The sequence below is a fragment of the Streptomyces violaceorubidus genome (assembly GCF_000717995.1).
In the GTDB taxonomy this organism is placed as follows: domain Bacteria; phylum Actinomycetota; class Actinomycetes; order Streptomycetales; family Streptomycetaceae; genus Streptomyces; species Streptomyces violaceorubidus.
On the sequence record NZ_JODM01000002.1, the window covers coordinates 304,912 to 329,322 of the forward strand.

The 24,411-nt window shown below is 75.3% G+C and carries 20 protein-coding genes; 8 read left to right on the plus strand and 12 right to left on the minus strand.

The genetic code is table 11. The features are described from left to right. Nucleotides 1-77: 77 nt before the first annotated feature. The 3 genes from IE94_RS0105320 (at nucleotide 78) to IE94_RS0105330 (ending at nucleotide 2,931) form a co-directional block, all read left to right on the plus strand. Nucleotides 78-1,541, plus strand: a complete 1,464-nt coding sequence (locus tag IE94_RS0105320) for a catalase (protein ID WP_030178901.1) — start codon at nucleotides 78-80, stop codon at nucleotides 1,539-1,541. A 421-nt stretch (nucleotides 1,542-1,962) separates the two neighbouring features. After that, nucleotides 1,963-2,223 carry a hypothetical protein gene (locus tag IE94_RS0105325; RefSeq protein WP_030178906.1) on the plus strand — a complete coding sequence of 87 codons (261 nt, stop codon included), beginning with the start codon at nucleotides 1,963-1,965 and terminating at the stop codon, nucleotides 2,221-2,223. 66 nt (nucleotides 2,224-2,289) lie between these two features. Continuing rightward, nucleotides 2,290-2,931 carry a TIGR04222 domain-containing membrane protein gene (locus IE94_RS0105330; protein WP_030178909.1) on the plus strand — a complete coding sequence of 214 codons (642 nt, stop codon included), beginning with the start codon at nucleotides 2,290-2,292 and terminating at the stop codon, nucleotides 2,929-2,931. Nucleotides 2,932-3,000: 69 nt separating this feature from the next. Here IE94_RS0105330 and gcl read toward each other — a convergent pair whose 3' ends face one another. Next, nucleotides 3,001-4,785, minus strand: a complete 1,785-nt coding sequence (gene gcl / locus IE94_RS0105335; protein WP_030178911.1) for a glyoxylate carboligase — start codon at nucleotides 4,783-4,785, stop codon at nucleotides 3,001-3,003. A gap of 147 nt (nucleotides 4,786-4,932) precedes the next feature. Between gcl and IE94_RS0105340 the strand changes: the two genes are divergently transcribed. Beyond that, nucleotides 4,933-5,619, plus strand: a complete 687-nt coding sequence (locus IE94_RS0105340) for a hypothetical protein (protein ID WP_030178913.1) — start codon at nucleotides 4,933-4,935, stop codon at nucleotides 5,617-5,619. Nucleotides 5,620-5,662: 43 nt separating this feature from the next. Here the strand turns inward: IE94_RS0105340 and lbuL are convergent, their stop codons facing one another. Both lbuL and ibuL read right to left on the minus strand, forming a co-directional pair. Then, the gene (gene lbuL, locus IE94_RS0105345) at nucleotides 5,663-7,273 is read right to left on the minus strand and encodes a linear/branched/unsaturated fatty acid:CoA ligase LbuL (protein ID WP_030178916.1); all 1,611 of its coding nucleotides are present in this window, start codon (nucleotides 7,271-7,273) and stop codon (nucleotides 5,663-5,665) included. After that, complete coding sequence (gene ibuL / locus IE94_RS0105350) at nucleotides 7,270-8,943, minus strand: isobutyrate:CoA ligase IbuL (RefSeq protein ID WP_030178919.1); 1,674 nt, start codon at nucleotides 8,941-8,943, stop codon at nucleotides 7,270-7,272. Before ibuL ends, lbuL begins: the two co-directional genes overlap by 4 nt. A 124-nt stretch (nucleotides 8,944-9,067) precedes the next feature. Here ibuL and IE94_RS0105355 point away from each other — a divergent pair, with 124 nt between their 5' ends. Then, the gene (locus tag IE94_RS0105355; protein WP_030178922.1) at nucleotides 9,068-9,898 is read left to right on the plus strand and encodes a helix-turn-helix transcriptional regulator; all 831 of its coding nucleotides are present in this window, start codon (nucleotides 9,068-9,070) and stop codon (nucleotides 9,896-9,898) included. Nucleotides 9,899-10,044: 146 nt separating this feature from the next. Then, the gene (locus IE94_RS0105360) at nucleotides 10,045-12,876 is read left to right on the plus strand and encodes a helix-turn-helix transcriptional regulator (RefSeq protein WP_030178925.1); all 2,832 of its coding nucleotides are present in this window, start codon (nucleotides 10,045-10,047) and stop codon (nucleotides 12,874-12,876) included. 359 nt (nucleotides 12,877-13,235) lie between these two features. Here the strand turns inward: IE94_RS0105360 and IE94_RS0105365 are convergent, their stop codons facing one another. Then, the gene (locus tag IE94_RS0105365; RefSeq protein ID WP_030178931.1) at nucleotides 13,236-14,342 is read right to left on the minus strand and encodes a winged helix DNA-binding domain-containing protein; all 1,107 of its coding nucleotides are present in this window, start codon (nucleotides 14,340-14,342) and stop codon (nucleotides 13,236-13,238) included. 176 nt (nucleotides 14,343-14,518) lie between these two features. Here IE94_RS0105365 and IE94_RS0105370 point away from each other — a divergent pair, with 176 nt between their 5' ends. Further along, nucleotides 14,519-15,448, plus strand: a complete 930-nt coding sequence (locus IE94_RS0105370) for a polysaccharide pyruvyl transferase family protein (RefSeq protein WP_051777273.1) — start codon at nucleotides 14,519-14,521, stop codon at nucleotides 15,446-15,448. A gap of 57 nt (nucleotides 15,449-15,505) precedes the next feature. Beyond that, a complete protein-coding gene (locus IE94_RS0105375; protein ID WP_030178936.1) occupies nucleotides 15,506-15,814 on the plus strand; it encodes a DUF3040 domain-containing protein in 309 nt (102 codons plus the stop codon). Nucleotides 15,815-15,879: 65 nt separating this feature from the next. Here the strand turns inward: IE94_RS0105375 and IE94_RS0105380 are convergent, their stop codons facing one another. From IE94_RS0105380 to IE94_RS0105415, 8 genes are all read right to left on the minus strand, one after another. Further along, nucleotides 15,880-16,776, minus strand: a complete 897-nt coding sequence (locus tag IE94_RS0105380; RefSeq protein WP_030178939.1) for a glycosyltransferase family 2 protein — start codon at nucleotides 16,774-16,776, stop codon at nucleotides 15,880-15,882. Then, nucleotides 16,773-17,756 (minus strand): glycosyltransferase family 2 protein, encoded by a 984-nt coding sequence (locus tag IE94_RS0105385; protein ID WP_051777276.1) that lies wholly within the window; start codon nucleotides 17,754-17,756, stop codon nucleotides 16,773-16,775. Before IE94_RS0105385 ends, IE94_RS0105380 begins: the two co-directional genes overlap by 4 nt. Continuing rightward, the gene (locus IE94_RS0105390; RefSeq protein WP_051777279.1) at nucleotides 17,753-18,790 is read right to left on the minus strand and encodes a glycosyltransferase family 9 protein; all 1,038 of its coding nucleotides are present in this window, start codon (nucleotides 18,788-18,790) and stop codon (nucleotides 17,753-17,755) included. Before IE94_RS0105390 ends, IE94_RS0105385 begins: the two co-directional genes overlap by 4 nt. Before the next feature lie 389 nt (nucleotides 18,791-19,179). Continuing rightward, nucleotides 19,180-20,550 (minus strand): D-glycero-beta-D-manno-heptose 1-phosphate adenylyltransferase, encoded by a 1,371-nt coding sequence (rfaE2, locus tag IE94_RS0105395; protein WP_030178948.1) that lies wholly within the window; start codon nucleotides 20,548-20,550, stop codon nucleotides 19,180-19,182. Nucleotides 20,551-20,567: 17 nt separating this feature from the next. Then, nucleotides 20,568-21,209, minus strand: a complete 642-nt coding sequence (locus tag IE94_RS0105400; protein ID WP_030178949.1) for a D-sedoheptulose-7-phosphate isomerase — start codon at nucleotides 21,207-21,209, stop codon at nucleotides 20,568-20,570. Next, nucleotides 21,206-22,426: a glycosyltransferase family 4 protein gene (locus IE94_RS0105405; RefSeq protein ID WP_030178950.1), complete on the minus strand. Its 1,221-nt coding sequence runs from the start codon at nucleotides 22,424-22,426 to the stop codon at nucleotides 21,206-21,208. The genes IE94_RS0105400 and IE94_RS0105405 overlap by 4 nt, the downstream gene beginning before the upstream one ends. Continuing rightward, nucleotides 22,423-23,373, minus strand: coding sequence for a glycosyltransferase (locus tag IE94_RS0105410; protein WP_030178952.1), 951 nt, complete (start codon nucleotides 23,371-23,373; stop codon nucleotides 22,423-22,425). The genes IE94_RS0105405 and IE94_RS0105410 overlap by 4 nt, the downstream gene beginning before the upstream one ends. Beyond that, entirely contained in the window at nucleotides 23,370-24,359 is a 990-nt protein-coding gene (locus IE94_RS0105415) for a glycosyltransferase family 9 protein (protein ID WP_030178953.1), read from the minus strand. The genes IE94_RS0105410 and IE94_RS0105415 overlap by 4 nt, the downstream gene beginning before the upstream one ends. Between the last annotated feature and the right edge of the window lie 52 nt (nucleotides 24,360-24,411).

Below are 24,411 nucleotides of genomic sequence, written 5' to 3' on the forward strand. Positions count from 1 at the left end.
GCTCCACTCCCTAGGCTCCACGAAGCGGAAACAGGTTTCCGCTGAACCCTCGCTCAGCAGGTCACGGAAGGTCCACGATGTCGCAGCGCGTGCTCACCACCGAGTCCGGTGCCCCGGTCGCCGACAACCAGAACTCCGCTTCCGCCGGCATCGGCGGCCCGCTCCTGATCCAGGACCAGCACCTCATCGAGAAGCTCGCCCGCTTCAACCGGGAGCGCATCCCGGAGCGCGTGGTGCACGCCCGCGGCTCCGGCGCCTACGGCCACTTCGAGGTAACCGACGACGTCACCGGCTTCACGCACGCCGACTTCCTCGGCACGGTCGGCAAGCGCACCGAGGTCTTCCTGCGCTTCTCCACGGTGGCCGACTCGCTCGGCGGCGCGGACGCGGTCCGCGACCCGCGCGGCTTCGCGGTGAAGTTCTACACCGAGGAGGGCAACTACGACCTCGTCGGCAACAACACCCCGGTGTTCTTCATCAAGGACCCGATCAAGTTCCCCGACTTCATCCACTCGCAGAAGCGCGACCCCTTCACGGGCCGTCAGGAGCCGGACAACGTCTTCGACTTCTGGGCGCACTCCCCCGAGGCCACCCACCAGGTGACCTGGCTGATGGGCGACCGCGGCATCCCGGCGTCGTACCGCCACATGGACGGCTTCGGCTCGCACACCTACCAGTGGACGAACGCCAAGGGAGAGTCCTTCTTCGTCAAGTACCACTTCAAGACCGACCAGGGCATCCGCTGCCTGACCGCCGACGAGGCGGCGAAGCTCGCGGGCGAGGACCCGACCTCGCACCAGACGGACCTGGTGCAGGCGATCGAGCGGGGGGTGTACCCGTCCTGGACGCTGCACGTGCAGCTGATGCCGGTGGCCGAGGCGGCGAACTACCGCTTCAACCCGTTCGACGTGACCAAGGTGTGGCCGCACGCCGACTACCCGCTCAGGCGGGTGGGCCGGCTGGTGCTGGACCGCAACCCGGACAACGTCTTCGCGGAGGTCGAGCAGGCCGCGTTCTCCCCGAACAACTTCGTCCCGGGCATCGGGCCCTCCCCCGACAAGATGCTCCAGGGCCGTCTGTTCGCCTACGCCGACGCCCACCGCTACCGCCTGGGCGTCAACCACACCCAGCTCGCGGTGAACGCCCCCAAGGCCGTGCCCGGCGGCGCCGCCAACTACGGCCGGGACGGCCTGATGGCGTCCAACTCCCAGGGCCGGCACGCCAAGAACTACGAGCCGAACTCCTACGACGGCCCGGCCGAGACCGGCCGTCCGCTGGCGGCCCCGCTCCCGGTGTCCGGCCACACCGGCACCCACGAGGCGCCGCTGCACACCAAGGACGACCCCTTCGTGCAGGCCGGTGCGCTGTACCGGCTGATGAGCGAGGACGAGAAGCGGCGCCTGGTCGCGAACCTCGCGGGCGGTCTGTCCCAGGTCTCCCGCAACGACGTCGTCGAGAAGAACCTCGCGCACTTCCACGCCGCCGACCCCGAGTACGGCAGGCGCGTTCAGGAGGCGGTCCGCGCGCTGCGCGAGGACTGATCAAGGCTCGCGCACGGAACCCGGCGGGGAGGCCGGGGCCGTGTGCGCGGCCCGCGCAGGCGCCGAGGCGACCCGGATGAGGGGTGAGAGCCTGGCGCCGGCGCGGGCAGGGCGAGGACCGCGGCGGCCTGCGAGCCAGTGCGGTGGTGAAGGGCACGGACGCTTCTCCTACGACCTGAGGGGAGGAGCGGTTCCGGCCCGTCGCACCGCCGCGGTCCCAGCCACACCCCCTCCTCCCGAGGGGCCCGAAGCCCCGTCCGGCGGCGCGAACGACCTGTCGCGCCCGGCCTCGCGCCGCCGGACGGACACCACGTGGAGAACTTTCACCGGCTGAGCAGCGCCGGATGCGGACGGTCCCGCATCCGGCGCTTCCCGGCGTTCACGGGGTGCGGATCCGCCGCCCGCGCAGCAGCCTGGAGGCATGGCAACGGCACACCCACCCGAGCACCCGCACATCGTCGTCCACTCCCCCGCCCTCGACGGCTCCCGCCGGGTCACCTCCGGCGCGGAGACCCTCGGCGTCGCCTCGCACCTCGACGACGTCGCCGAACTGCTGCGCCTGGCCGACCTCTACGTGACCGACGTGGAGGACACCGACCTGGTCGAGTGGCAGGGCGGCGGCCCTGAGGACTGGCCGGGGCTGCACGAGCACCACGGGCACCAGGAGCACCACGGTGGCTGAACGCGCGTAGGACTCCCCCGCAGCGGGCACAACCCCGGCAACACGGGGGCGCACGGGGGTGGAGTCGTGGACGGTGGCACGGAGATCGGGTGGGAGCCGTACGAGATCGCGCTGCTGGCCGGCGGGCCGCGAGCGGCCGTCACGGTGGCGGTGGTCGCCCTGCACCTGCTGGGCGCCGTCGAGACCGGCCCCCGCGGGACGCTGTGCGCGGCGGGGCCGGAGCCGGAGGGGCTGGGGCCGTTCGAGGGCACCGTGCTGGACTGTCTGCACGAGCCGCTCACCGTGCGCGAGCTGGTCCGGCACACGGACGTGCGCCTGGCCCTGGCCCTGGCGCGCATCCCGCTCGCGGAACACGGGATGCTGGGCCACCCCTGGCTGAGGCCGACCCGCGGGGCCCGTCGGCACGTGGAGTTCTGGCGGGAGCGGCATCCGCTGCCTGTCGTCCGTCACGGGCTGACGGACGACGACACGCTGCTCGCGGTCGCCCTGCACGGGGATGCCGCGCTGCGCCTGCTCCTGCCGCGCTTCGCCCTGCGGACCGGACTGACGGACCGGGGCGCCCCGGCCGGCACAGTGCGCTACTCCCTGGGCCGGGGCGGGTTCCCCAGGCGGCGCGACGCGTACGAGGACCCGGTCACCGGCGACGGGGGCGGCACGGGTCACGGGGACCACGCGGGCGGCGGCTCGCAGGGCGGCGGCTCGGACTGAGCGCGCGCACGGGAGAGCGGCCCGTCCCCTTGGGGTACGGGCCGCTCCCGGTGCTCGCCGCCGGGTCCGTCAGACCTTCAGCGTCCTGACCGCGGTCGGGGCGTGCCCCGGCTCCGTGGCCACTTCCTCGAACTCCACCACGTTGGAGATGTCGTTCGTACCCGACATGGAGATGTTGGTGACGCGCTCCAGGATCGCCTCGACGACGACCGGCACCCGGTGCTCGGCGGCCAGCTTCTTGGCCTGCTCCAGGGCCGCGCCCAGCTCGTTCGGGTCGGTCACCCGGATCGCCCTGCAGCCCAGGCCCTCGGCGACCTTGACGTGGTCGACGCCGTAGACGCCCAGCTCGGGCGAGTTGATGTTCTCGAACTCCAGGTTGACCTGGAAGTCGATCTCGAACGCCCGCTGCGCCTGGCGGATCAGGCCCAGGTAGGAGTTGTTGACCAGGACGTGCACGTACGGGATCTTGTGCTGGGCGCCGACGGCCAGTTCCTCCAGCATGAACTGGAAGTCGTAGTCGCCGGAGAGCGCCACGACCTGGGCGTCCGGGTCGGCCTTGGCGACGCCGAGGGCCGCCGGGACGGTCCAGCCGAGCGGTCCCGCCTGGCCGCAGTTGATCCAGTGCCGCGGCCGGTAGACGTGCAGCATCTGGGCGCCGGCGATCTGGGAGAGGCCGATGGTGGAGACGTACCGGGTCTCCGGGCCGAAGGCCTTGTTCATCTCCTCGTAGACGCGCTGCGGCTTGATCGGGATGTCGTCGAAGTGCGTCCGGCGCTGGAGGGTGGCCCGGCGCTCCTGCGCGGAGGCGGCCCACGCGGAGCGGTCGGGCAGCTTCCCGGCCGCCTTCAGCTCCCGCGCGACCTCGACGAACAGTGCCAGCGCCGCCTTGGCGTCGGAGGCGATGCCGTAGTCCGGGGCGAAGATCTTGCCGATCTGGGTCGGCTCGACGTCGACGTGGACGAACTTCCGCCCGGCGGTGTAGACGTCCAGCTTGCCGGTGTGGCGGTTGGCCCAGCGGTTGCCGATGCCGAGGACGAAGTCGGACTCCAGGAAGGTCGCGTTGCCGTAGCGGTGCGAGGTCTGCAGGCCGACCATGCCGGCGTTCAGGTCGTGGTCGTCGGGCAGGATGCCCCAGCCCATCAGGGTCGGCACGACCGGGGTGCCGGTCAGCTCGGCGAACTCCACGAGCAGGTCGGCCGCGTCGGCGTTGATGATGCCGCCGCCGGCCACGATCAGCGGGCGCTCGGCGGCGCACAGCAGGCCGAGCGCCTTCTCGATCTGGGCGCGGGTGGCGGCCGGCTTGTAGACGGGCAGCGGCTCGTAGGTCTCCGGGTCGAACTCGATCTCGGTGAGCTGGACGTCGATCGGCAGGTCGATCAGGACCGGTCCCGGACGGCCGGAGCGCATCAGGTGGAAGGCCTGCTGGAAGACGCCGGGGACCTGCGCGGCCTCCAGGACGGTGACCGCCATCTTGGTGACCGGCTTGGCGATAGAGGCGATGTCGACGGCCTGGAAGTCCTCCTTGTGGATCACCGCGGTCGGCGCCTGGCCGGTGATGCACAGGATCGGGATCGAGTCGCCGGTCGCCGAGTACAGACCGGTGATCATGTCGGTGCCGGCCGGTCCGGAGGTGCCGATGCAGACGCCGATGTTGCCCGGGTGGGTGCGGGTGTAGCCCTCGGCCATGTGCGAGGCGCCCTCGACGTGCCGGGCGAGGGTGTGCTGGACGCCGCCGGACGCCTTGAGCGCCGCGTAGAAGGGATTGATCGCCGCACCGGGCACACCGAACGCGTCGGTGACGCCCTCGCGCTTGAGGATCTCAACTGCCGCTCGGGCAGCGGTCATACGAGCCATCGAGTACTCCTGATCCGGCTGTCGGATTCGCACTCCCGTCGCGCCCCGCGGTGAGCTTCGTCCGTAGCAACTTCCGTATAGCGAAATTTGTTTTCTACGATCTGGAAGTAATGTAAGTGGGCGGCCGAGGGCCGTCAAGAGAGGACGATGGGGGTCATGTCCGAGACCATCTCGGTGTGCTGCACCGCCTGCGGGCGCCGGCACCGCTACACGGCACCGTCGTACCCCTGCGCGTGCGGGGCGCCCGTCGCCCCGGAGCTGGATCCGCGCGGGGCGGCGACCGCGGTCACCCACCGGGCGTGGGACGAGGAGTGGATCGGGGTGCGCTGCGCGGCCTGCGGAGCCGAGAGCCGGTGGCCGCGGCCGGAGCTGGGCTGTCCGTGCGGAACGGTGCTGTGCGTGCCGGTGGACGCCGCCGCCGCAGGCCGCTCCGGGCGCACCCCGGGGTCACGGGTCCCGGCGCACCGGGCCGTTCCGATCCGCACCGCCCGCGACGCGGTGACGGCCGCCGTCCTCTGTCTGCGCGGGCTGGGCCACCGGGACGTGCGCCGCGCCGACCAGCGCCCCCTGGCCGGCGTCGGGCTGGCCGCGCCGGGCGTCGTCGTCCAGGTGGATCCGACGGTGGGCCCGGCCTCGGTGCGGGACGTGGAGTGCCTGTGGCTGACGGCGATGGCGGAGTCGGCGCGGGGCGTGTACTTCTCGCTCGCCGGGTACGCCGAGGACGCCCGGGTCCGCGCCGACCTGCTGGACGTCGCGCTGTTCGTGCTCGACCCGTCGGGCGTGCCACGCCCGGCGAACGCGTCGGCCGTGGCGCTGGACGCCACGGCCGGGTGAGCCTTCGGGGCAGGGATACCGAGGTACCTCGCCACCGGAGGCGTCAGGCGCGGGCGTAGCGCTCGCGCAGCTCGACCTTGCGCACCTTCCCGGAGACGGTCATCGGGAAGGAGTCGAGGAGCTGGAGGCGGCTGGGCACCTTGTAGTGGGCGAGCCGGCCCTCGCAGTAGGCGCGCAGTTCCTCCAGGGTGAGCGGGTCGGCGGCCTCGCGCGGGACGACGCAGGCCAGCACCTCCTCGCCGTAGCGCTCGTGCGGCACGCCGACGACCTGGACGTCGGCGATCTTCGGGTGGCCGTACAGGAACTCCTCCACCTCGCGCGGGTAGATGTTCTCGCCGCCCCGGATGATCATGTCCTTGATGCGGCCGACGATCTCCACGTAGCCGTCCTCGCGCATCACCGCGAGGTCCCCGGTGTGCATCCAGCGGCCCGGGTCGACGGCCTCGGCGGTCTTCTCCGGTTCCTCCCAGTAGCCGAGCATCACGCTGTAGCCGCGGGTGCGCAGCTCGCCCGCCTCGCCGCGGGGCAGGGTCACGCCGGTGACCGGGTCGACGACCTTGGCCTCGATGTGCGGCAGGACCCGGCCGACGGTGCCGGTGCGGTGTTCGAGGTCGTCGTCCATGCGGGTCTGGAGGGAGACCGGGGAGGTCTCCGTCATGCCGTAGCAGATGGAGACCTGCTCCATGTGCATCTCGGCGACCACCCGCTTCATCACCTCCACCGGGCAGGGGGAGCCCGCCATGATGCCGGTGCGCAGGGAGGTGAGGTCCCAGGAGGCGAAGTCCGGGAGGTTCAGCTCGGCGATGAACATCGTCGGGACGCCGTACAGGGACGTGCACCGCTCCCGTTGCACCGCCTCCAGTGTGGCCGCCGGCTCGAAGGACGGGGCGGGGATGACGATGCAGGCGCCGTGGGAGGTGGCGCCCAGGTTGCCCATGACCATGCCGAAGCAGTGGTAGAAGGGCACCGGCAGGCACACCCGGTCCTGCTCCGTGTAACCGACCGTGCGGCCCACCCAGTAGCCGTTGTTGAGGATGTTGTGGTGGGAGAGGGTGGCGCCCTTGGGGAAGCCGGTGGTGCCGGAGGTGTACTGGATGTTGACCGGGTCGTCGCAGCTCAGCTCGGCGGCGAGCGCGTCGACCCGCTCCTGCGGCACCGACGCGGCGGCCGCCGTGAGCGCGTCCCAGGACGGGTCGCCGATGTAGACGCATCCGCGCAGCGCCGGGCACCGGCCGCGGACCTCCTCCACGATCGCCCGGTAGTCGCTGCTCTTGTGGGCGAGCGAGGCGACCAGCAGGGTGATGCCGGACTGGTTGAGGACGTACTCCAACTCGTGTGCCCGGTAGGCGGGGTTGACGTTCACCATGATGACGCCGATGCGGGCGGTGGCGTACTGGACGAGGACCCACTCGGGGCAGTTGACCGCCCAGATGCCGACCCGGTCGCCCTTGGTGAGGCCCTTCGCGAGCAGGCCCCGGGCCACCTCGTCGACGGCGGCGCCGAACTCGGCGTAGGTCCAGCGCCGTCCGGACGGGACGTCGACGAGGGCCTCGCGGTCCGGGTGGGCGGCGACGGCCCGGGCGAGGTTGGCGCCGATGGTGTCGCCGAGCAGCGGGGTGGTGCTGGTGCCGTGGGTGTAGGAGAGCTCGGTCACCGGAAGTCCTCCTCGCGGTACTCGTCCGCGGAACCGGCCGCCGTGGCCTCGCGCAGCTCGATGCGGCGGATCTTGCCGGAGACGGTCTTGGGCAGCTCGCCGAACTCCAGGCGGCGCACCCGCTTGTAGGGGGCGAGCGTGTCGCGGGAGTGCTCGAAGAGCACCTTCGCGGTGTCGGGTCCCGGCTCCCACCCGGCCGCGAGCACGATGTACGCCTTCGGCACCGCGAGGCGCAGTTCGTCCGGCGCGGGCACGACCGCGGCCTCGGCGACCGCCTCGTGCTCCAGCAGCGCGCTCTCCAGCTCGAAGGGGCTGATCTTGTAGTCGGAGGCCTTGAACACGTCGTCGGCCCGGCCCACGTAGGTCAGGTAGCCGTCCGCGTCGCGCGCGCCGATGTCGCCGGTGCGGTAGTAGCCGCCCGCCATCGCCTCGGCCGTGCGGTCCGGGTCGCCGTGGTAGCCGGTCATCAGGCCGACGGGACGCGCGGACAGGTCCAGGGCGATCTCTCCCTCCTCGGCGCCGGGCGCGCCGGTCACCGGGTCGAGCAGTTCGACGCGGTAGCCGGGGCTGGGGCGGCCCATCGAGCCGGTCTTGAGCACCTGGCCGGGGCTGTTGGAGACCTGGACGGCGGTCTCGGTCTGCCCGAAGCCGTCCCGGATGGTCCTCCCCCACCCGCGGCGCACCTGCTCGATCACCTCGGGGTTGAGGGGTTCACCGGCGGCGACGACCTCGCGGGGCGGGGTGGCGAGCCGGGTGAGGTCGGCCTGGATGAGCATGCGCCACACGGTCGGCGGGGCGCAGAAGGTGGTCACCCCGGCCCGGTCCATCTCGGCCATCAGCCGGGTCGCGTCGAACCGCGTGTAGTTGTACAGGAAGACGGTCGCCTCGGCGTTCCACGGTGCGAACAGGTTCGACCAGGCGTGCTTGGCCCAGCCGGGCGAGGAGATGTTCAGGTGCACGTCGCCGGGCTGGAGCCCGATCCAGTACATGGTCGCCAGGTGTCCCACCGGATAGGACACGTGGGTGTGCTCGACCAGTTTGGGGCGGGCGGTGGTGCCGGAGGTGAAGTACAGCATCAGCGGGTCGTCCGCGGCGGTGGGGCCGTCGGGGGCGAAGGTGTCGGAGGCCGTGTACACGTCCTCGTAGGACCGCCAGCCGGGTGCCGCCGTGCCGCCGACCGCGACGCGCGTGTAGTCGCCGGGCACGTCGTCGAACTTGCCGGTGTCCTCGGCCCGCACGATCACGTGCCTGACCCGGCCCCGGTCGACGCGGTCGCGCAGGTCGGCGGGGCCGAGCAGGGGGGTGGCCGGGATGACGACCGCGCGCAGCTTCATCGCGGCCAGCGCGGTCTCCCACAGCTCGGCCTGGTTGCCGAGCATCACGAGGACGCGGTCCCCCGGGCGGACGCCCCACTCGCGCAGGCGGTTCGCGACGCGGTCGGAGCGGACGGACATCTCGGCGTAGGTGACCCGGACCTCGCGGCCGTCCTGCTCGACGATGTGCAGGGCGGTGCGGTCGTTGCCGTCCGCGACGACGTCGAACCAGTCCAGGGCCCAGTTGAAGTGCTCGGGGCGGGGCCACCGGAACCCCTCGTAGGCGGCGGTGTAGTCCTCGCGGTGTTCCAGCAGGAAGTCCCGTGCGCTGCGGAACTGCTCCGTGGCCGTCGTCATCTGTCCTCCTCGGTGCCGGACCTTGCCGGGCGGCTCCGTGCCATCGTCTAATCCGTGATGTGGGTCTCACTACCCCCGGACGGGGGTGGACGCCCCGCGACGAGCGTGAAGGAAGGCGGAAGGAGTGGCGGTGGACGCGGCGGACGCGGCTCAGATCCGCGGCGCGCTGGTGCGGCTGCGGCGCACGACGGGGCTGCCCGTCGCCTTCGGCGGGCTGGTGGAGTCCGGGCGGCGCCAGGTGCGCATCAGCGAACTGAGCGGCACGGCCACGACGGCGCTCAGCGCGCTGGCGGTGACGGCCGGCAACGGGCTCGGCGGCCGGGCGGTGGCGCTGTCACGGCCGTGCGCGGTGACGGACTACTCCGTCTCCCGGCAGATCAGCCACGAGTACGACCTGCCCGTCGCCGCCGAGGGCCTGCGCTCGGTCCTCGCCGTACCGGTGGTCGTACGGCGCCGGGTGCGCGGTGTGCTGTACGGCGCGCTGCGCACCGCCCAGCCGCTGGGCGACCGGACCCTGGGTGCGGCCGTGGCGGCGGCACGGGACGCGGAGCAGGCGCTGGTGCTGCGGGACGAGGCGGGCGAGCTGCTGGCGGCTGCCGCGCCCGCGGCGGGAGCGGCGGACGGCGCGGCCTGGGAGCGGGTGCGGGAGGCGCACGCGGCGCTGCGGGCACTGGCGCCGAGGATCACGGACCCGGCGCAGCGGGACGAACTGCTGCGCGCGTGCGGTCTGCTGGCGGCGGGCGACGGGCCCGTCCCGGGCCCCCGGCCGGCGCCGCGCGAGGTGGACGTGCTGGCCTGTGTGGCCGCGGGCGCGACGAACGGGGAGGCCGCCGAGCGGCTCGGGGTGAGCGCGGAGACCGTCAAGAGCTATCTGCGCTCGGCCATGCGCAAGCTGGGCGCCCGCACCCGCACGGAGGCCGTCGCGTCCGCCCGCCGCTCGGGATGGCTGCCCTAGCATGCGCGCCGCGCCGGATTTCTCGGCGGTGTTTGCTTTCCGGCGGCCCGGTGTTTGTTATTCGGGTCTCCTCGCCGTCCCTCCGCCCCGCAATGCCCGATGCCTAATATTGGCCCGGACACGACACACGGAGGGGAGCGGTCACCGTGCCACGGGACTTCGCGGACGCTGCCGGATGCCCCTCCGACCTGGTCATCGGGCGGGAGGAGTCGTTCGGCGCGGCGCGTGAGCAGCTCACCCGGGGCGGCAGTGTGCTGCTGCACGGACCCGCCGGAATTGGAAAGTCGACGGTCCTGCGCGCCCTGGCCGCGGAATACGCCCGCACGGCCCACACCGTGTTGCGCTGTTCCGCCACCGAGTCCGAATCCCATCTCCCCTTCCTCGCCCTCGCCGACCTCCTGGGCCTGGTCCTGGACGAGGTCTCCCCCGTGCTGCCCGCCGCCCAGCGCACCGCGCTGGAGTCCGCGCTGACCGGCCGCGGCGAGTCCACGCTCCAGCGCGACGGCCTCGCGCTGCGCCTGGCGGTGCTGTCCGCGCTGCGGGCCCTCGCCGTCGCGGGGCCCGTCCTCGTCGTCGCCGACGACCTCCAGTGGCTCGATCCGGCCAGCACGGAACTCCTCGGCTTCGCCGCCCGCCGCCTGGGCGACACCCCGGTGCGGATGCTGTGCGCGGTGCGCACCGAGGGGCCCGAGACCGAGAACGCGGAGTACGACCGCCATCTGCGCGCCTCCCCGCCGGACACCCGCGCGGTGCGCCTGGGCCCGCTGACCCGCGCCCAGGTCTCGACGCTGCTGGAGGGCCGCGGCTACTCGGGCCTGCACCGGTCCACGGTCCGCGACATCCACCGCACCAGCGGCGGCAATCCGCTGTTCGCCCTGGAGCTGGGCCGGGCCCTGGCCGAGAGCCCCGCGGCACCGCGTCCGGGCGAGCCGCTGCCGGTGCCGACCTCGCTGCGCGCCCTGGTCCTGTCCCGCCTGGAGATGCTCTCCGACGAGGCGCGCCGCACCCTCCTGGTGGCCAGCGCCGGAGCCCGCCCCACCCCGGCGCTGCTGCACGCGGCCGGCCGGGGCAACGCCGAGGCGGAGACCGCGCAGGCGGCGGCGCTCGGACTGCTGGCGCCGGACCCGGACGGCCCGACCGTACGGTTCGCGCATCCGCTGATCTCGGCCGCGCTGTACGCCGAGGCCCCGGCGCCGGAGCGGCGGGCCGCGCACGCCGCCCTGTCCACGGCCGCCTTCGATCCGATCGAGCGCGCCCGGCACCTGGCCCTGGCCACCACGGGCACCGACCCCCGGGTGGCGGCGCGGCTCGCGGAGGCCGCGGCGCTGGCCCGGGACCGCGGGGCGCCGTCGGTGGCCGCCTCGCTGGGGCTGCTGGCCGCCCACCACACCCCGGCGGACGGCATTCCGGGCCCGGACGAGCGCCGGCTGACGGCCGCCGAGGACGCGATCACCGCGGGCGAGCAGGACCTCGCCCGGGACGTCGCCCGCGAGGTGCTGACCCGGGCCACCGCGCCCGGTGAGCGGGTACGGGCCTGGATGGCGGTGATCGAGGCGGCCGGGCAGGCCATCGGCGAGGTCGACGCCGTCTTCCCGCAGGCCCTGGCCGACGCGGGCGAGGACCCGCGGCTGCTCGCCCTGGTCCACTACCAGCTGGCCTGGCGTTCCCTGGTGGTGCAGGGCAACTTCGCCCAGGGCCGTCAGGAGGCCGCGCACGCGGCCCGGCTGGCGGCGCGGGCCGGGGACCGGCGCACCGAGCTCCTCGCGCTCGCCTTCCAGGCGCAGTCGGAGACGCTGATGGGCCACCCGGACGCCCCGGCGACCATCCAGCGGGCGCTCCAGGAGCCGCAGGACGCGCGGGTGGCGTGCCATCACAACGGGGCGGGCTCCTCCCGGTTCCGGTGGCTGGTGATGAGCGACCGGCTGGCCGAGGCGCGGACCGCGGTCACCGCGCTGCTGCGCGAGGTGCGCCGGCGCGGCATGGCCGAGAGCGAGGTCCACTACCTGCGTTTCCTCGCGGAGACCGAGCTGCACTCCGGCCACTGCGGCCGGGCCCTGGAACTGTCCCGGGAGAGCCTGACCCTGGCGCGCGACGCGGGCATCGGGGAGGGCGCGGGCGCGATGCAGGCCGCGCTCGCGGAGGCCGCGGGCGGCGAGCCCCGCCGCGCCCTGGAGCTGGCGCGGGAGGCGGTGCGGCGGGCGGAGGGGGACGGTGACGCCGTGTACCTGCCGCGGGCGCTGGCCGCGCTCGGCCACGCGCACCTGGCGGCGGACGACGCGGCGGCGGCCGTACGGGTGCTGCGGCGGGTGCGGGAGCTGGAGGCCGGCGCGGGGATCACCGATCCGGCGCGCGGCCGGTGGCAGGGCGACCTGGCGGAGGCCCTGGTGCGCACCGGGGAGCCGGCCGAGGCCATGGACGTCATCGAGGTCACCCGGGCGCACGCGCTGCGGCTCGGGCGGCAGAGCGTGCTGGCCGTCCTCGACCGGTCCGAGGCCCTGGTGCGGGCGGCGCGGGGTGAACACCGGGCGGCCGTGGCACGGTTGACGTCGGCGCGGGAGCGGCTGGCCGGGCTGGGGTTCGGCCTGGAGGAGTCCCGGGCGGTCTTCGCCCTGGCCGAGCTGCACGCCGAACGGCCGGGCCGGGCCCCGGAGTCGGCGTCGTACGACGAGGCGGCGCGGCTGTTCAGAAGGTGCCGGGCGCTGCCCTGGCTGCGGCGGGTGGAGGCGGCCGTCGCGGCGCGGGCGGCGGGGACGCCACCGGTGCCGGCATCCGAGCCGGACACGCTGGCGGGGCTCGCCGCGATGGAGCGTCAGGTGGCCTCGCTCGTGATGGAGGGCGCGACCAACCGGGAGATCGCCGCCCGGCTGTTCGTCAGCGTCAAGACCGTCGAGGCGACCCTGACCCGGGTCTACCGCAAGCTGGGGATCCGGTCCCGGGTCGACATCGTGCGGCTGGCGGCGGGCCGGCGCCCGGACTGAGAAGGGCCTTCCCGGGGGCCGTCGGGTTTACCTCCGGTGAACCGAGGGTTTTCCCTGCCCGACGCCGTTAGGGGGTTCCCTCATTGGGTGCCCCGGACCGCCGGTTCTAGCGTGAGCACGTGCCGACAGCCCGGGCACACGGGGGTCTGTCCCGAGACCCCCGTGCCACCCCCCACGCCCGTGCGACCCCCACCGGCCACCACCTGAGGAGACTCATGTCCGGGCTCAGCCGCTCCGGACCGGTCGCCGTCTGACCCCCTGAGTACCCCTCGGGCGCAAGACCAGGGGGCGTTGCGGGCCTCCACGAGCGGCCCGCAACGCCCCCTCTCCATGCCTGCCGCCCCCACGGGGCCGCCGGTTCAGCCGCGTACGGTCCCGAGGCGGATGTCGTACGCCGTTGTGGGGTGCAGCGTCGCGAGCATCCGCTCGCCCTCGGCGGCGATCTCGTCCCGCCGGGTCTTCGAGGGGCGGTCGAAGGCCTCGACGACCAGGGCGCCGTCCTCGGTCTTCCACAGTCCGGCCACGAAGCCGTCGACGAGCAGGACGCGGTAGGCCTGGTTCTTCTTCCAGGTACGGCCCCTGTGCTCGGGCGGGACGACGCGGGCGCGGTCGGCGTGGGAGAGGAGCAGGTTGTCGTACTCGGGCAGGAAACGCGGCGGGGCCGGGGTGTCCGGGTCGGGGCGGGGCGCGTCGGGGAGGTCGAAGAGTTCGGTGCCGCCCGGGTCGCGGAAGGTGGCGAGGCGGGGGCGGAGCCGTTCGAAGGCGTCCCGGAGGCGGGTCAGGCCGGCCCAGGTCTGCATGTCCTTCACCGACGCGGGTCCGAAGGCGGCGAGGTAGCGCAGCACGGTGTCCTCCGGTGCCGGCGCCGGGCGCGCGGGGCGGCCGAACCAGTGCTCGGCGGTGGTGAGCGTGACCTGGCCGCTCCTGCCCCACAGTCCGCGCGGCGTCACCTGGACGAGCGGGAGCCGGCAGCGTGCGGCGACGGACAGGGCCTGCGGGTCGGCGTCGGGCCACTGGGCGCCGAGGGCCTCGCGCAACTGCCCCGGGGTGCGCGGTTCGGCCTCGACCAGTTCCCGGGCGAGGCGGGCGAGGCGGTCCAGGTCGACGCCGGTCAGGCCCGCGCGGAACGTCTTCAGCTCCCTTTCCCGGGCGGCCTGCACCAGGGGCCGCAGGGTGAGGCAGTCGTCGGCGGTGTGGGTGTGGATGGTCGAGCGCAGGGTGACGAGCCGGGCGACGCGGCGGTCGGCCATCGCCGCGGACAGGTCCTCGGGCGTGAAGCCGTCGAGGCGGGCGGCGAGCGCGTGGTACGGGGGCTTCACGTTCTGCGCCTGGAGACCGACGAGGTGCTCGACGGCGGCCTCGGCGGACATCGCCGCGCGGCGCAGCAGCAACTGGCGGGCGAGGGTGGCGCGGTTGAGGGCCCGGATGCCGAGGACGGGGGCGGTCGTCGCTGCCTTGGTCGTCATGCCCTGCACGGTAGCGGGGATTTAGGACGGATACTGTCCGCGATCCGTTCCGTCCGCGACCCTGCCGGCAGGTCCCCCGGTCGGCGGGGGCGGGGGGCGCCGGCCGTCGTCGCGGGGGTTGCCTGGCCGCGGGCGGGGCACCCGGGGGCACTGTGCGCGGACGGGACCGAATCCTGGTGACCGGCTGGTTCAGCTTCCTGCACGGGGAGGCGACGGCCGGGGACGTGCTGGCGCTGATGCGGGTGGAACGCGTGCTGCGCGACGCGGGGCTGGCGTACGACGTCGTGTGGAGCCCCGGTTTCCGCGCCGACGGCGCGCACTTCGACGACGTGGACCCGGCGGCGTACTCCCGGCTGGTGTTCGTGTGCGGGCCGGTGCACGGGCCGCAGGTCGAGGAGGTGCACCGGCGGTTCGCGCACTGCGTGCGGATCGCGGTCGGGGTCTCCGTCGTCGATCCGCGCTCCCCGGCCGTGACCGGCTTCCACCGGGTGCTGGCCCGCGACGCCCCGGGAACCGCACCGGGGCCGGACCTCGCGGCCCGCGCTCCGGCGCTTTCGAAGGTGCCCGTCGTCGGGGTGGTGCTCACCCGCGGGCAGCAGGAGTACGGGGGCCGCCGACGGCACGAGGAGGTCGCCGCCGTGCTGACCCGCTGGCTGGCCGGCCGGGACTGCGCCCGGCTGGAGCTGGAGACCCGGCTGGACGCGCACGACTGGCGGCTGTGCGGCACGCCGGCCCAGCTGGAGTCCGTACTGGCCCGCCTCGACCTGGTCGTCACCGACCGGCTGCACGGGCTGGTGCTCGCGCTGCGGGCCGGTGTTCCGGTCCTGGCGGTGGACCCGGTCGAGGGCGGCGCGAAGGTGACGGCGCAGGCCCGCGCCTGCGGCTGGCCGGCGCTGGTGGCCGCCGGACGGCCGGACCGGGCGCCCGCCAAGGAGGTGCTGGAGCACTGGTGGCACTGGTGTCTGACCGACGGGCGGGCGGTGGCGGCACGGATCGGCGCGGGGTTCCGTGCGGCGGACCCGGTGCCGGACGCGGCGGACGGCCTGGTGGCCGCGTTGCGGGCCGCGCCGGGGAGCGGAGGTGCCGGGGTGGCGCCGGACGGTTGACCGCGCAGCGGCGCGGGCACTCGGCCAGGGTCGGTCCGCCTCCCGGGAGGAGACATCGTGTCCACAGGCCGGCTCTCCCCTCACGAGCAACGCGTCCTCGACGAGATCGAAGGGGCCCTGCGCCGCGACCGCCGCCTCGACCGGCGCCTGCGCACCCTGCGGCTCGGCCGTCTCCCGCATCCCGCCCGCCTCGCGGCCTGCCGGCCGAGCACCCCGACCGTGCTCTGGCTGCTCGCCGTGTCGGTGACGCTGATGGTCGTCGGCATCGTCACCGCCGCGCCCGGCGTGATCTGGGCGTTCGCCGGAGTGTGGCCGGTGACCCTGTTCGCGGTGTTCCGGCTGCTGTGCCGGTGGACGCAGGGTTAGCCCCCGGGCCTTACCGGGCGTCCTCGCCGGGCGGAGGGTTGGTCCCGCGAGGCGTCCTCGGGGTTTCAGCCGGTGTAGCTGCGGGCCGTCGAGCCGCGCTGGGCGGGTTCCAGCGAGCGCAGTCGCGCCTCGACCTCCGGCGGCAGCACCCGGCGTTCGCGCAGCACCCACGGCAGGGCGGCCGTCGCCTCCGCGAAGGCGCGCAGGGACGCGGTGTCGCGGGGGACGGTGCGGGCCAGGTGGAGGGTGCGGCGCAAGGCGGGGCCGACGGGGCGGCGCAGCCAGGTGAACCACAGGGTGTTGCGGATGCCGTGCGACCTGCGCACGGTCGGGTCCCGGACCCCGGACGGCCGGTGGTGGACGGTCAGCTGGTCGGCGTACGTCAGCCACCAGCCGTTCGCGGCGAGGTCGGCGGCGAGCAGTTCCTCCTCGCCGCCCAGCCACAGCCGGGGGTGGAAGCCGCCCGCGGCCCGGAAGGCGTCGGTGCGCAGGACGGTCGCGGCGGCCAGGAAGGAGCCGAGCGCCGGTCCCGGGAGCCAGTCGGGGCGGGGCACGGGCGAGTCGCGCAGTTCCTCGACGATCGGGTCCTCGGTGCCGTCCGGTTCGACCAGGATGCGGGCGGTGACCGAGCCGATTGCCGGGTACCGGTCGAGCAGGTCCGCGGCCCCGGACAGGGAGCCCGGCGCCCACCAGGAGTCGTCGTCGCAGAAGGCTACGTAGGGGGTGGTGACCCGGCGGATCGCCAGGTTGCGGCCGACGGCGCCGAGGTTGCGGCCGGGTCGCAGCAGTCGTACGCCGGGGTGGTGGCGGGCGACGGCGGCGGCCGTGCCGTCGGTGGAGCCGTTGTCGGTGACGATCACCGGGGGTGCTTCGGGGAGTTCGGCGAGCCGGTCCAGGGTGTGCAGCAGTTCGGGGCACCGGTTGTGGGTGATGACGACGACGGTGGTCCGGGTGTCCGTCATGAGGCCGCTCCGGTGCCTGCGCCCGGGCCCGCTCCCGCCGCCGTGCCCGCGCCGTCGCCCTCGCCGCCGTCGAGGAGGCGGGCGGCGCGTTCCACGTGCGGGGGCAGGGGTCTGCGGGCGCGCAGCGCGGCGGGCAGGCGGGTGAGCGTCTCGCGCAGGGCGTGCCGGGCGTGCGGGTCGCGCCGGGCGTCGGCGGCGAGGACGCGGGTGCGGGCCAGGGCGTGCGGGAGGGGGCGGCGCAGCCAGGCGGTGAGGAGTTCGTTGCGGCGTACGACGGCCGGGCGGCCGGTGCGGGGCCGGGGGTCCGGGTGGTGGTGGGCCACCACGTCGGGGCAGTGCGTGACGCCCCAGCCGCGGGCCGCGAGGTCGTAGGCGAGGAGGGTCTCCTCGCCACCGAAGAAGAGCAGCGGGTGGTAGCCGCCCGCGTCCAGGTACGCGGTGCGCCGGGCGACGGCGGCGCAGCCGAGGAAGCCGAGCACCTGGGTGCCGGGCAGGTCGGTGGCCGTGCCGAGCGGGGAGTCGGCCAGCAGGTCGTTGAGGGGGTCCGCGGCGTCGGCGGGTCCGACGAGGGTGCGGGCGGAGAGCAGTCCGAGCCGGGGGTGCGCGTCGAAGTGCCGGGCGGCGGCGCGCAGCGAGCCGGGTGCCCACCAGGAGTCGTCGTCGCTGAACGCCACGTACGGGGTCTTGAGGGCGCGGACCCCGTGGGTGCGGGCGAGGGCGCCGCGGTTGACCGGCAGGGCGAGGACGCGGACCTGGGGGAAGTCGCGGGCCAGCATGGCGCGGGTGCCGTCGGTGGAGGCGTTGTCGACGACGAGGACCTCGGGCCGCTCGGGCAGGGCGAGCAGGTTGCGCACCGTGACGTCGAGGCTCGCGCGGCGGTTGCGGGTGGCGATGACGATGCCGACGGGGGCCGGTTTCGTGGGGCCGGGACGGGTTCGTTCGCGGGTGGCCGCCGGGCCGTGGTGCGCGGGGTGGTTCATGGTCCCCCTTCCGGGGCGTCCGGGACGTCCGGGACGTCCGGGACGTCCGGGGCGTCCGGGATATCGAGGGCGTCGAGTGCGTCGAGTGCGCGCAGTACGGCGTCAGGGGTGATCCGCAGCAGCGCGGGGTCGGTGCGGCGGCCGTGCGGGTCGCCGTCCGGGCCCGGGTGCCACAGGGCTCGGTGGCGGGGGTGGGGCGGCGGGCCCCACCGGCTGGGCGGGACCGGGCCGAAGAGGGTGACGGAGGGGGTCGCGTGGGCGACGGCGAGGTGGGCGATGCCGGTGTCGCCGCTGACGACGGCACGGGCGTCCGCGACCAGGGCGGAGAGCCGGTCGTAGGGCAGGCCGCCGCCGAACACGTCCGTGTCGGGCAGGTCGGCGCGCTTGGCCAGCCGGGCCACCAGGTCCGCCTCGTCCGCTCCCCCGGTGACCACGACCCGGCGTCCCCGGGCGCGCAGCGCCTCGGCGACGGCCGCGTACCGCTCCACGGGCCAGCAGCGGGAAGGGGCACCGGCGCCGGGGTGCAGGACGACGGCGCCGGGGGCAGGGGACGGTGCCGGCGGGCGCGGCAGCCGCAGATCGGTGGGGTCGGCGTCGATGCCGTACGCCCGCAGCAGCCGGCACCAGCGTTCGCGCTCATGCTCCTCGGCGTACCAGGGCGGGCCGTCCACCTCGGGGGTGTCGGGGTGCGCGAACGCCAGCAGCCGGCGCGGGCGCAGCCGGGTCAGCAGACGGTGGCTGGGCGGCCCGTTGCCGTGCAGGTCGACGGCGACGTCGGGGGGCGGCCCGGTCCAGTCGAGGGTGCGCGGGACGGCCCGGCCGGGCGCTGCGGCGGGCAGTACCCGGTCCACGGCGCCGGTCGCGGCGGCCACGGGGGCCAGTTCGGCGGGGGTCGCCAGCACCAGCTCGTGCCCGGGGTACGCCCGCCGCAGCGCCCGCAGGGCGGGCACCCCGGCGAGCAGGTCCCCGAGCCCGAGGGCCCGCAGGACCAGGACGCGGGGTACGGCCCCGCCGTCGCCGTACGGGACCGCCACCGAGCCGGGCCGTGCCGTCCGCCCCGGCACCGAGGGCGGGGGATGCACGGGATCCCCGGTCACGGGCCCACCGGCCGAGCCGACCGACACGACCGACGCGGCCGACGCGGCCGACGCGGCCGACGCGGCCGACCTGGCAGCCCCGGTGGCCTCCGTGCTCGCGGCCCTCGCGGCCCTCGCGTGTGCGGAGCGGCCCTCTCCAGCGCCCTCCCCCCGAGCGGCCCCCACCGCACCGACGGATGACGGCGTGATGGCCGAGGTCTCCCGCTGCGCGGGCGGCGCCATCGCCCGCCCGCCCTGCCTCCGGGCGTCCGTGACGGTGGTGGGTGACGCGTCGGGGAACCCTCGGTCCCCGGCCGCCGTGTCCCGTGCCCCGCGCGTCCCCCGCCTCATCGGGCCCCCTCCGCCGCGCGGGCCAGCAGGGCGGTGGAGGAGCGGCCGTCGAGGTAGGGCAGGAGGACCGCCTGGCCGCCCCACTCCTGGAGGAGCGCGGCCTCGGGGAGGTCGGCCCCGGCGTAGTCGCCGCCCTTGACCCAGACGTCGGGGCGCAGGTCGCCGAGGAGGCGTTCGGGGGTGTCCTCGTCGAAGACGGCGACGGCGTCGACGCAGGCGAGGGCGCGCAGCACCCGGACGCGGTCGTCGAGGGGGTTGACCGGGCGGCCACCGCCTTTGCGGCGCCGGACGGAGGCGTCGGAGTTGACGCAGACGACCAGGCAGTCGCCGAGCCGCCGGGCGGCCTGGAGGAGGCCGACGTGTCCGGCGTGCAGGAGGTCGAAGCAGCCACCGGCGGCGACGACCGTGCCGTGCTCGGCGCGGATCCGGGCGGTCAGGGCACCGGGGTCGTCGGTGTCGGGCGGCGAGGCGGGGGCCGGGCCGGAGTCGGCCGGGGGTACGGCCGCCGCGCCGCCCGCGGCGACGAAGGCGGTGGCGGCGCTCACCGCGCCCTCGACGGCCTCCCCCACCAGCGCCCCGTCGGCGAGCAGCCCCGCCGCGGTGGCCGCGAACCGGTCCCCCGCGCCGCAGGAGTCGCCGTGGTGGGCGGCGGGCGCGGGCACCAGGAGGGGGTGCTCGCCGTAGGACAGGAGGGCGCCGCGCGGGCCGAGGGTCACCGACACCGCGGCCACGCGCCAGTCCCGTACGAGGGCGGCGGCGTCGAGCGCGGCGGCGCGCAGGCCGCCGCCCGGGTGTTCCCGGTCCGGCGCGAAGCCGTGGGCCTCCTTCTCCGCGGGCGTCACCAGGCGGGTGCCGGGGACCGGCGGCCCCCCGCGCGGGTGCGGGTCCCAGACCAGCGGCGGGCGGGCGGCAAGCACGTCGCGCAGGGCGTCCGCGGCACCCCGGCCGTAGTCGGAGACCAGGACGGCGCGCGCGGAGCGCAGCGCGTCGCGGGCCTCGTCGGTGGCCTCGCGGACCCGGCCGCCGCCCCGGTCGAGGCGGACCACGGGGCGGTCCTGGGCGAGGACGCGGGTCTTCTCCGGCACCGTGCCGGTCAGGGGCAGCGGGATCAGGGTCAGCCAGGGAGCGAGCAGTTCGCGCAGGGCGAGCCCGGCCGGGTCGTCGCCCACGCCCGCGATCAGCGTGACCTCGCGCCCGTCGCGGGCGGCGAGGTAGGCGGCGAGGGCGGCGCCGCCCGGGCGGATCCGCTCGGCGCACTCCGAGACGACCGGGACCGGCGCGTCCGGTGCGAGCCGGTCGGCGGAGCCGGTGAGGTCGCGGTCGAGCAGCGCGTCGCCGACCACGACCAGCGGTGTCCTGTCAGCCATGGCGGCCATGTGTCCCGTCACCTCCGCTTCCGCTGTGCCGCGCGTCCGGCGCGCCCCGCGCTCTTGGCGGTCCGTGCGCCGCGCGGGCCGCGTTCGACGGCCGCGTCGAAGGCCGCGCAGATCATGTGGACGGCGACCAGGTGGATCTCCTGGACGGTGGCCGTCGAGGGCGCCTCGACGCACAGCGACTCGTCGCTGCCCGCCATGAGCGGGTTGGGGGCGCAGCCGGTGAGTGCCCACACCCGCACCCCGGCCGTGCGGGCGGCGTCGGCCGCGGAGAGCAGGTTGGCGCTGGCGCCGCTGGTGGACAGCAGCATCAGGACGTCGCCCGCGCGGCCGTGGGCGCGGACCTGGCGGGCGAACACCTCGTCCACGCCGTAGTCGTTGGCGATGGCGGTGGTGGAGGAGGTGTCGGCGTGGAGGGCGATCGCGGAGAACGGTGGGCGGTCGTCGCGGTAGCGGCCGACGAGTTCGGCCGTCAGGTGCTGGGCCTGGGCGGCGCTGCCGCCGTTGCCCGCGGCGAGCAGCCGGCCGCCGCCGCCCAGCACTGCGGCGAGCCGCTCGCCCCAGCGCTCGGTGACGTGCGCGGAGGCGCGGAACGCCCCCAGTGCCTCCAGGAGTTCGTCGCAGTGCCCCACGACGGGCGGGTGCACGGTCATGACGCCACCTCCGTCGACATCGCGTGCTCGGAACGGGTCAGGCGGTACACCTGTTCCGCGCCGTCGGCGACGCGCGCCCATGTGTAGTGCCGCAGGACGCGTTCGCGGCCGTTCCTGCCGTACTGGCGGCGCAGCCGCTCGTCGGCGAGGAGTTCGCGGGCGGTCTCGGCGACGGCGTCGGGGTCCTGCGGGGCGACCAGGCGCCCGGTGACGCCGTCGGCGACGGAGTCGCGGTGGCCGCCGACGTCGGTGGCGAGGACCGGTACCCCGCACGCCATGGCCTCCAGCGGCACGATGCCGAACGGCTCGTACACCGGGGTGCACAGCACCAGGTCGGAGCTGCGGAGCAGGGCGGGCATGCCGTCCGGGTCGACCGCGCCGAGCAGCCGGACCCGGTCGGCGACGCCGGCCCGGCGGGCGACGCCCATCAGGCGCCGTGCTTCGGGTTCGGCCTCCACGGCGCCGGCGGGCGGGCCGCCGGCGATGAGGAGTTCGGTGTCGGGGATGTGGGCCAGGGCGCGGATGGCCAGGTCGTAGCCCTTGCGGGGGACGAGTCGTCCGCAGGCGAGCAGCCGGTGCCGCAGGTGTCGCTCGGGGGTGCGGCCGGTGTCGGCCGCGGGGTGGAAGTGTTCGGCGTCCACCCCGCAGGGCACGACGGAGACCTGCCGGGGCGGGACACCCATGTCGCCGAGTTCCACGACCTCGTCGGTGCAGGTGGCCAGGACCCGTTCGCAGCTCCGGCCGAGCTGCCGTTCGATGCCGATGCGCTCGTAGGGGCTGGTGTCCCGCATGCCCTGGTGGCGCCGCTTGACGGTGCCGAGGGCGTGGAAGGTCTGGACGAGGGGGATGCCATGCGGGCCCGCGCCGATCTGCGCGGCCATGCCGGACATCCAGAAGTGGGCGTGCACCACGTCGGGCCGTTCCCGGGCGAAGGCGCGGGCCAGGTGGGCGCCGAAGGCGGGCATGTGCGGGAAGAGTTCGTCCTTGGGCACGGACACGGGCGGCCCGGCCGGTACGTGTTCGACGACCGCGCCGCCGGGCAGGGGCACCCGGTCGGGCAGGTCGGTGGCGTCCCGGCGGGTGTAGACCGTGACGTCGTGCCCGCGCCCCGCCAACTCCTCGGCGAGACGGGCCACGTAGACGTTCTGCCCCCCGGCGTCGACACCGCCGAGCGCGGCGAGGGGGCTCGCGTGCTCGGACACCATGGCGATCCTCATCGGGTCACCTCCTTGAGCAGCCGCTCCCAGTCGTCCAGGAAGCGGGGCAGCCCGTAGTGGGCCAGGGCCGCCGTACGGGCCGCCTCGCCGACCGCCCGCGCGTGCGGCGGGTCGGCGAGGAAGTCGCGTACGGCGTCGGTCAGTACGTCGATGCGGTTGGACACCACCCCGGCGCCGGGCGGTACGGCCTCGGTGACCTCGGTGGTGGCGAGGGCGACCACGGGCATGCCCAGGTGCATGGCCTCCAGCAGGGACAGGCCGAGGGAGGTCCAGCGGACGGGGTGGACGTAGACGCGGCGGCGGGCCAGCTCGGCGTGCAGCTCCCGCTGGGGGACGTCTTGGGTGCGGCAGCGGTCGGGGGCGACGCCGAGGTGCTCGGCGAGGCCTTCGGTGCGCATGCCGAACACGTCGAGCGGGGCGGCGCGGGCGAACACGGGGAGCAGGTCGGTTCCGGTCGTACGCCCGCGCCGGATCGGCTCGTTGACGACGACGGCGGCGCGTTCCAGCTCGCCGGTCCAGCGGTGGCCGGGGTCGACGACGCCGTGCTCGACGACGGCGGTGTCCGCCCCACCCGCGTCCCACATCAGCCGGTTGAAGTGGGTGACGTGGACGAGGGTGGCGCCCGGGATGTCCGCGGCCGGGTGGCGGGTGCGGGGCACGTCGCCGTCGGGGGCGTTGTGCTCCAGGTAGACCAGTGGCGGGCGGCGGCCCAGCCAGCGGTCGATGAGGTCGAGTTCGTGCGGGCGCTGGAGGACCACGAGGTCGATGTCCTGGTCCCGCAGCCGCTCGGGCGGTACCTCCACGACGGAGTCGGGCCAGTCCCAGGTGCGGGCGCGGCCGAGGCCGTCGGGTCCGCGGTCGGGGGTGACGGGGACGAGGTAGGTGTGCGGGCCCTGCACGAAGGCCGTGGTCCACGACCCGTGCACGTGCCAGATGAGGATCCTCATGTCTCCCCCAGCAGTTTCTCGACGGCGGCGGCCACGTCGGTGGCCGTGACGGTGTTCAGGCAGGGGTGGCCGGGGACGGGGCAGTCGCGGGCCCTGCTGTCGGCGCAGGGCGCGTCCTGGTCGCCCAGCAGGACGTAGGGGACGCCGTACGGGCGCCAGCGCTCGGCGGGTACGACGGGGGCGAACAGGGAGACGACGGGGGTGCCGACGGCGGCGGCGAGGTGGGCGGGCGCGGTGTTGCCGGTGACGACGACGGCCGCGCCCGCGAGGACGCCGGCCAGTTCGGGGGCGTCGGTGCGGCCGCCGAGGTCGGTGCCGTGCGCCCCGGCGACGTGTGCGGTGAGCTCGCGCTCGCCGGGGCCGCCGGTGACCAGCACGCGGTGTCCGGCGGCGGCGAGTTCGCGTACGGCCTCGGCGGCGCGCTCGGGGCTCCAGGCGCGGGCGGGGACGCTGGCGCCGGGGTGGAGGACGACGTAGGGGCCGGGGCCGGTGAGGGCGTCGGCGGGGGGTGGCGGGTGCACCCGGAGCCGCCCGTCGTCGGGGCACGGGAACCCGGCGGCCTCGGCGAGGTCCAGTGCCGCCTGGGCCTCGTGGGCGTGCGGGGCGCGCCGGTGGCGCAGGTCGAGGAGCGATCCGGGGTAGTCCACGCTGTCGGCGGCGAGGTAGCGGACACCGGCCAGGCGCAGTACCAGGGCGGTGGGCAGGGGGGACTGGTGGAAGGAGGTCAGGATCAGCGCGGTGTCGGCGTCGATCCGCTCCACGAGCGCGTCGATGTCCTCCCGTCTCACCTCGGGCGGCTCGAACCCGCCCCACGGCGCCTCCCACACCAGCACCTCGTCGACGCCGGGCAGCAGCCGGGCGGCGGGCGCGCCGCGGGACCCGCACAGCAGGGTGACGTGGTCGGCCCGCGCGGCGACGGCTCGCACGGCGGGCCCGGCGAGCAGCACGTCGCCGAAGCTGTCGAGCCGGGTGACGAGCGCCTTCATGTCGACCTCCCACGGCTGTCGTCGCCGCCACGGACGGCGCGCGACCGGGTCA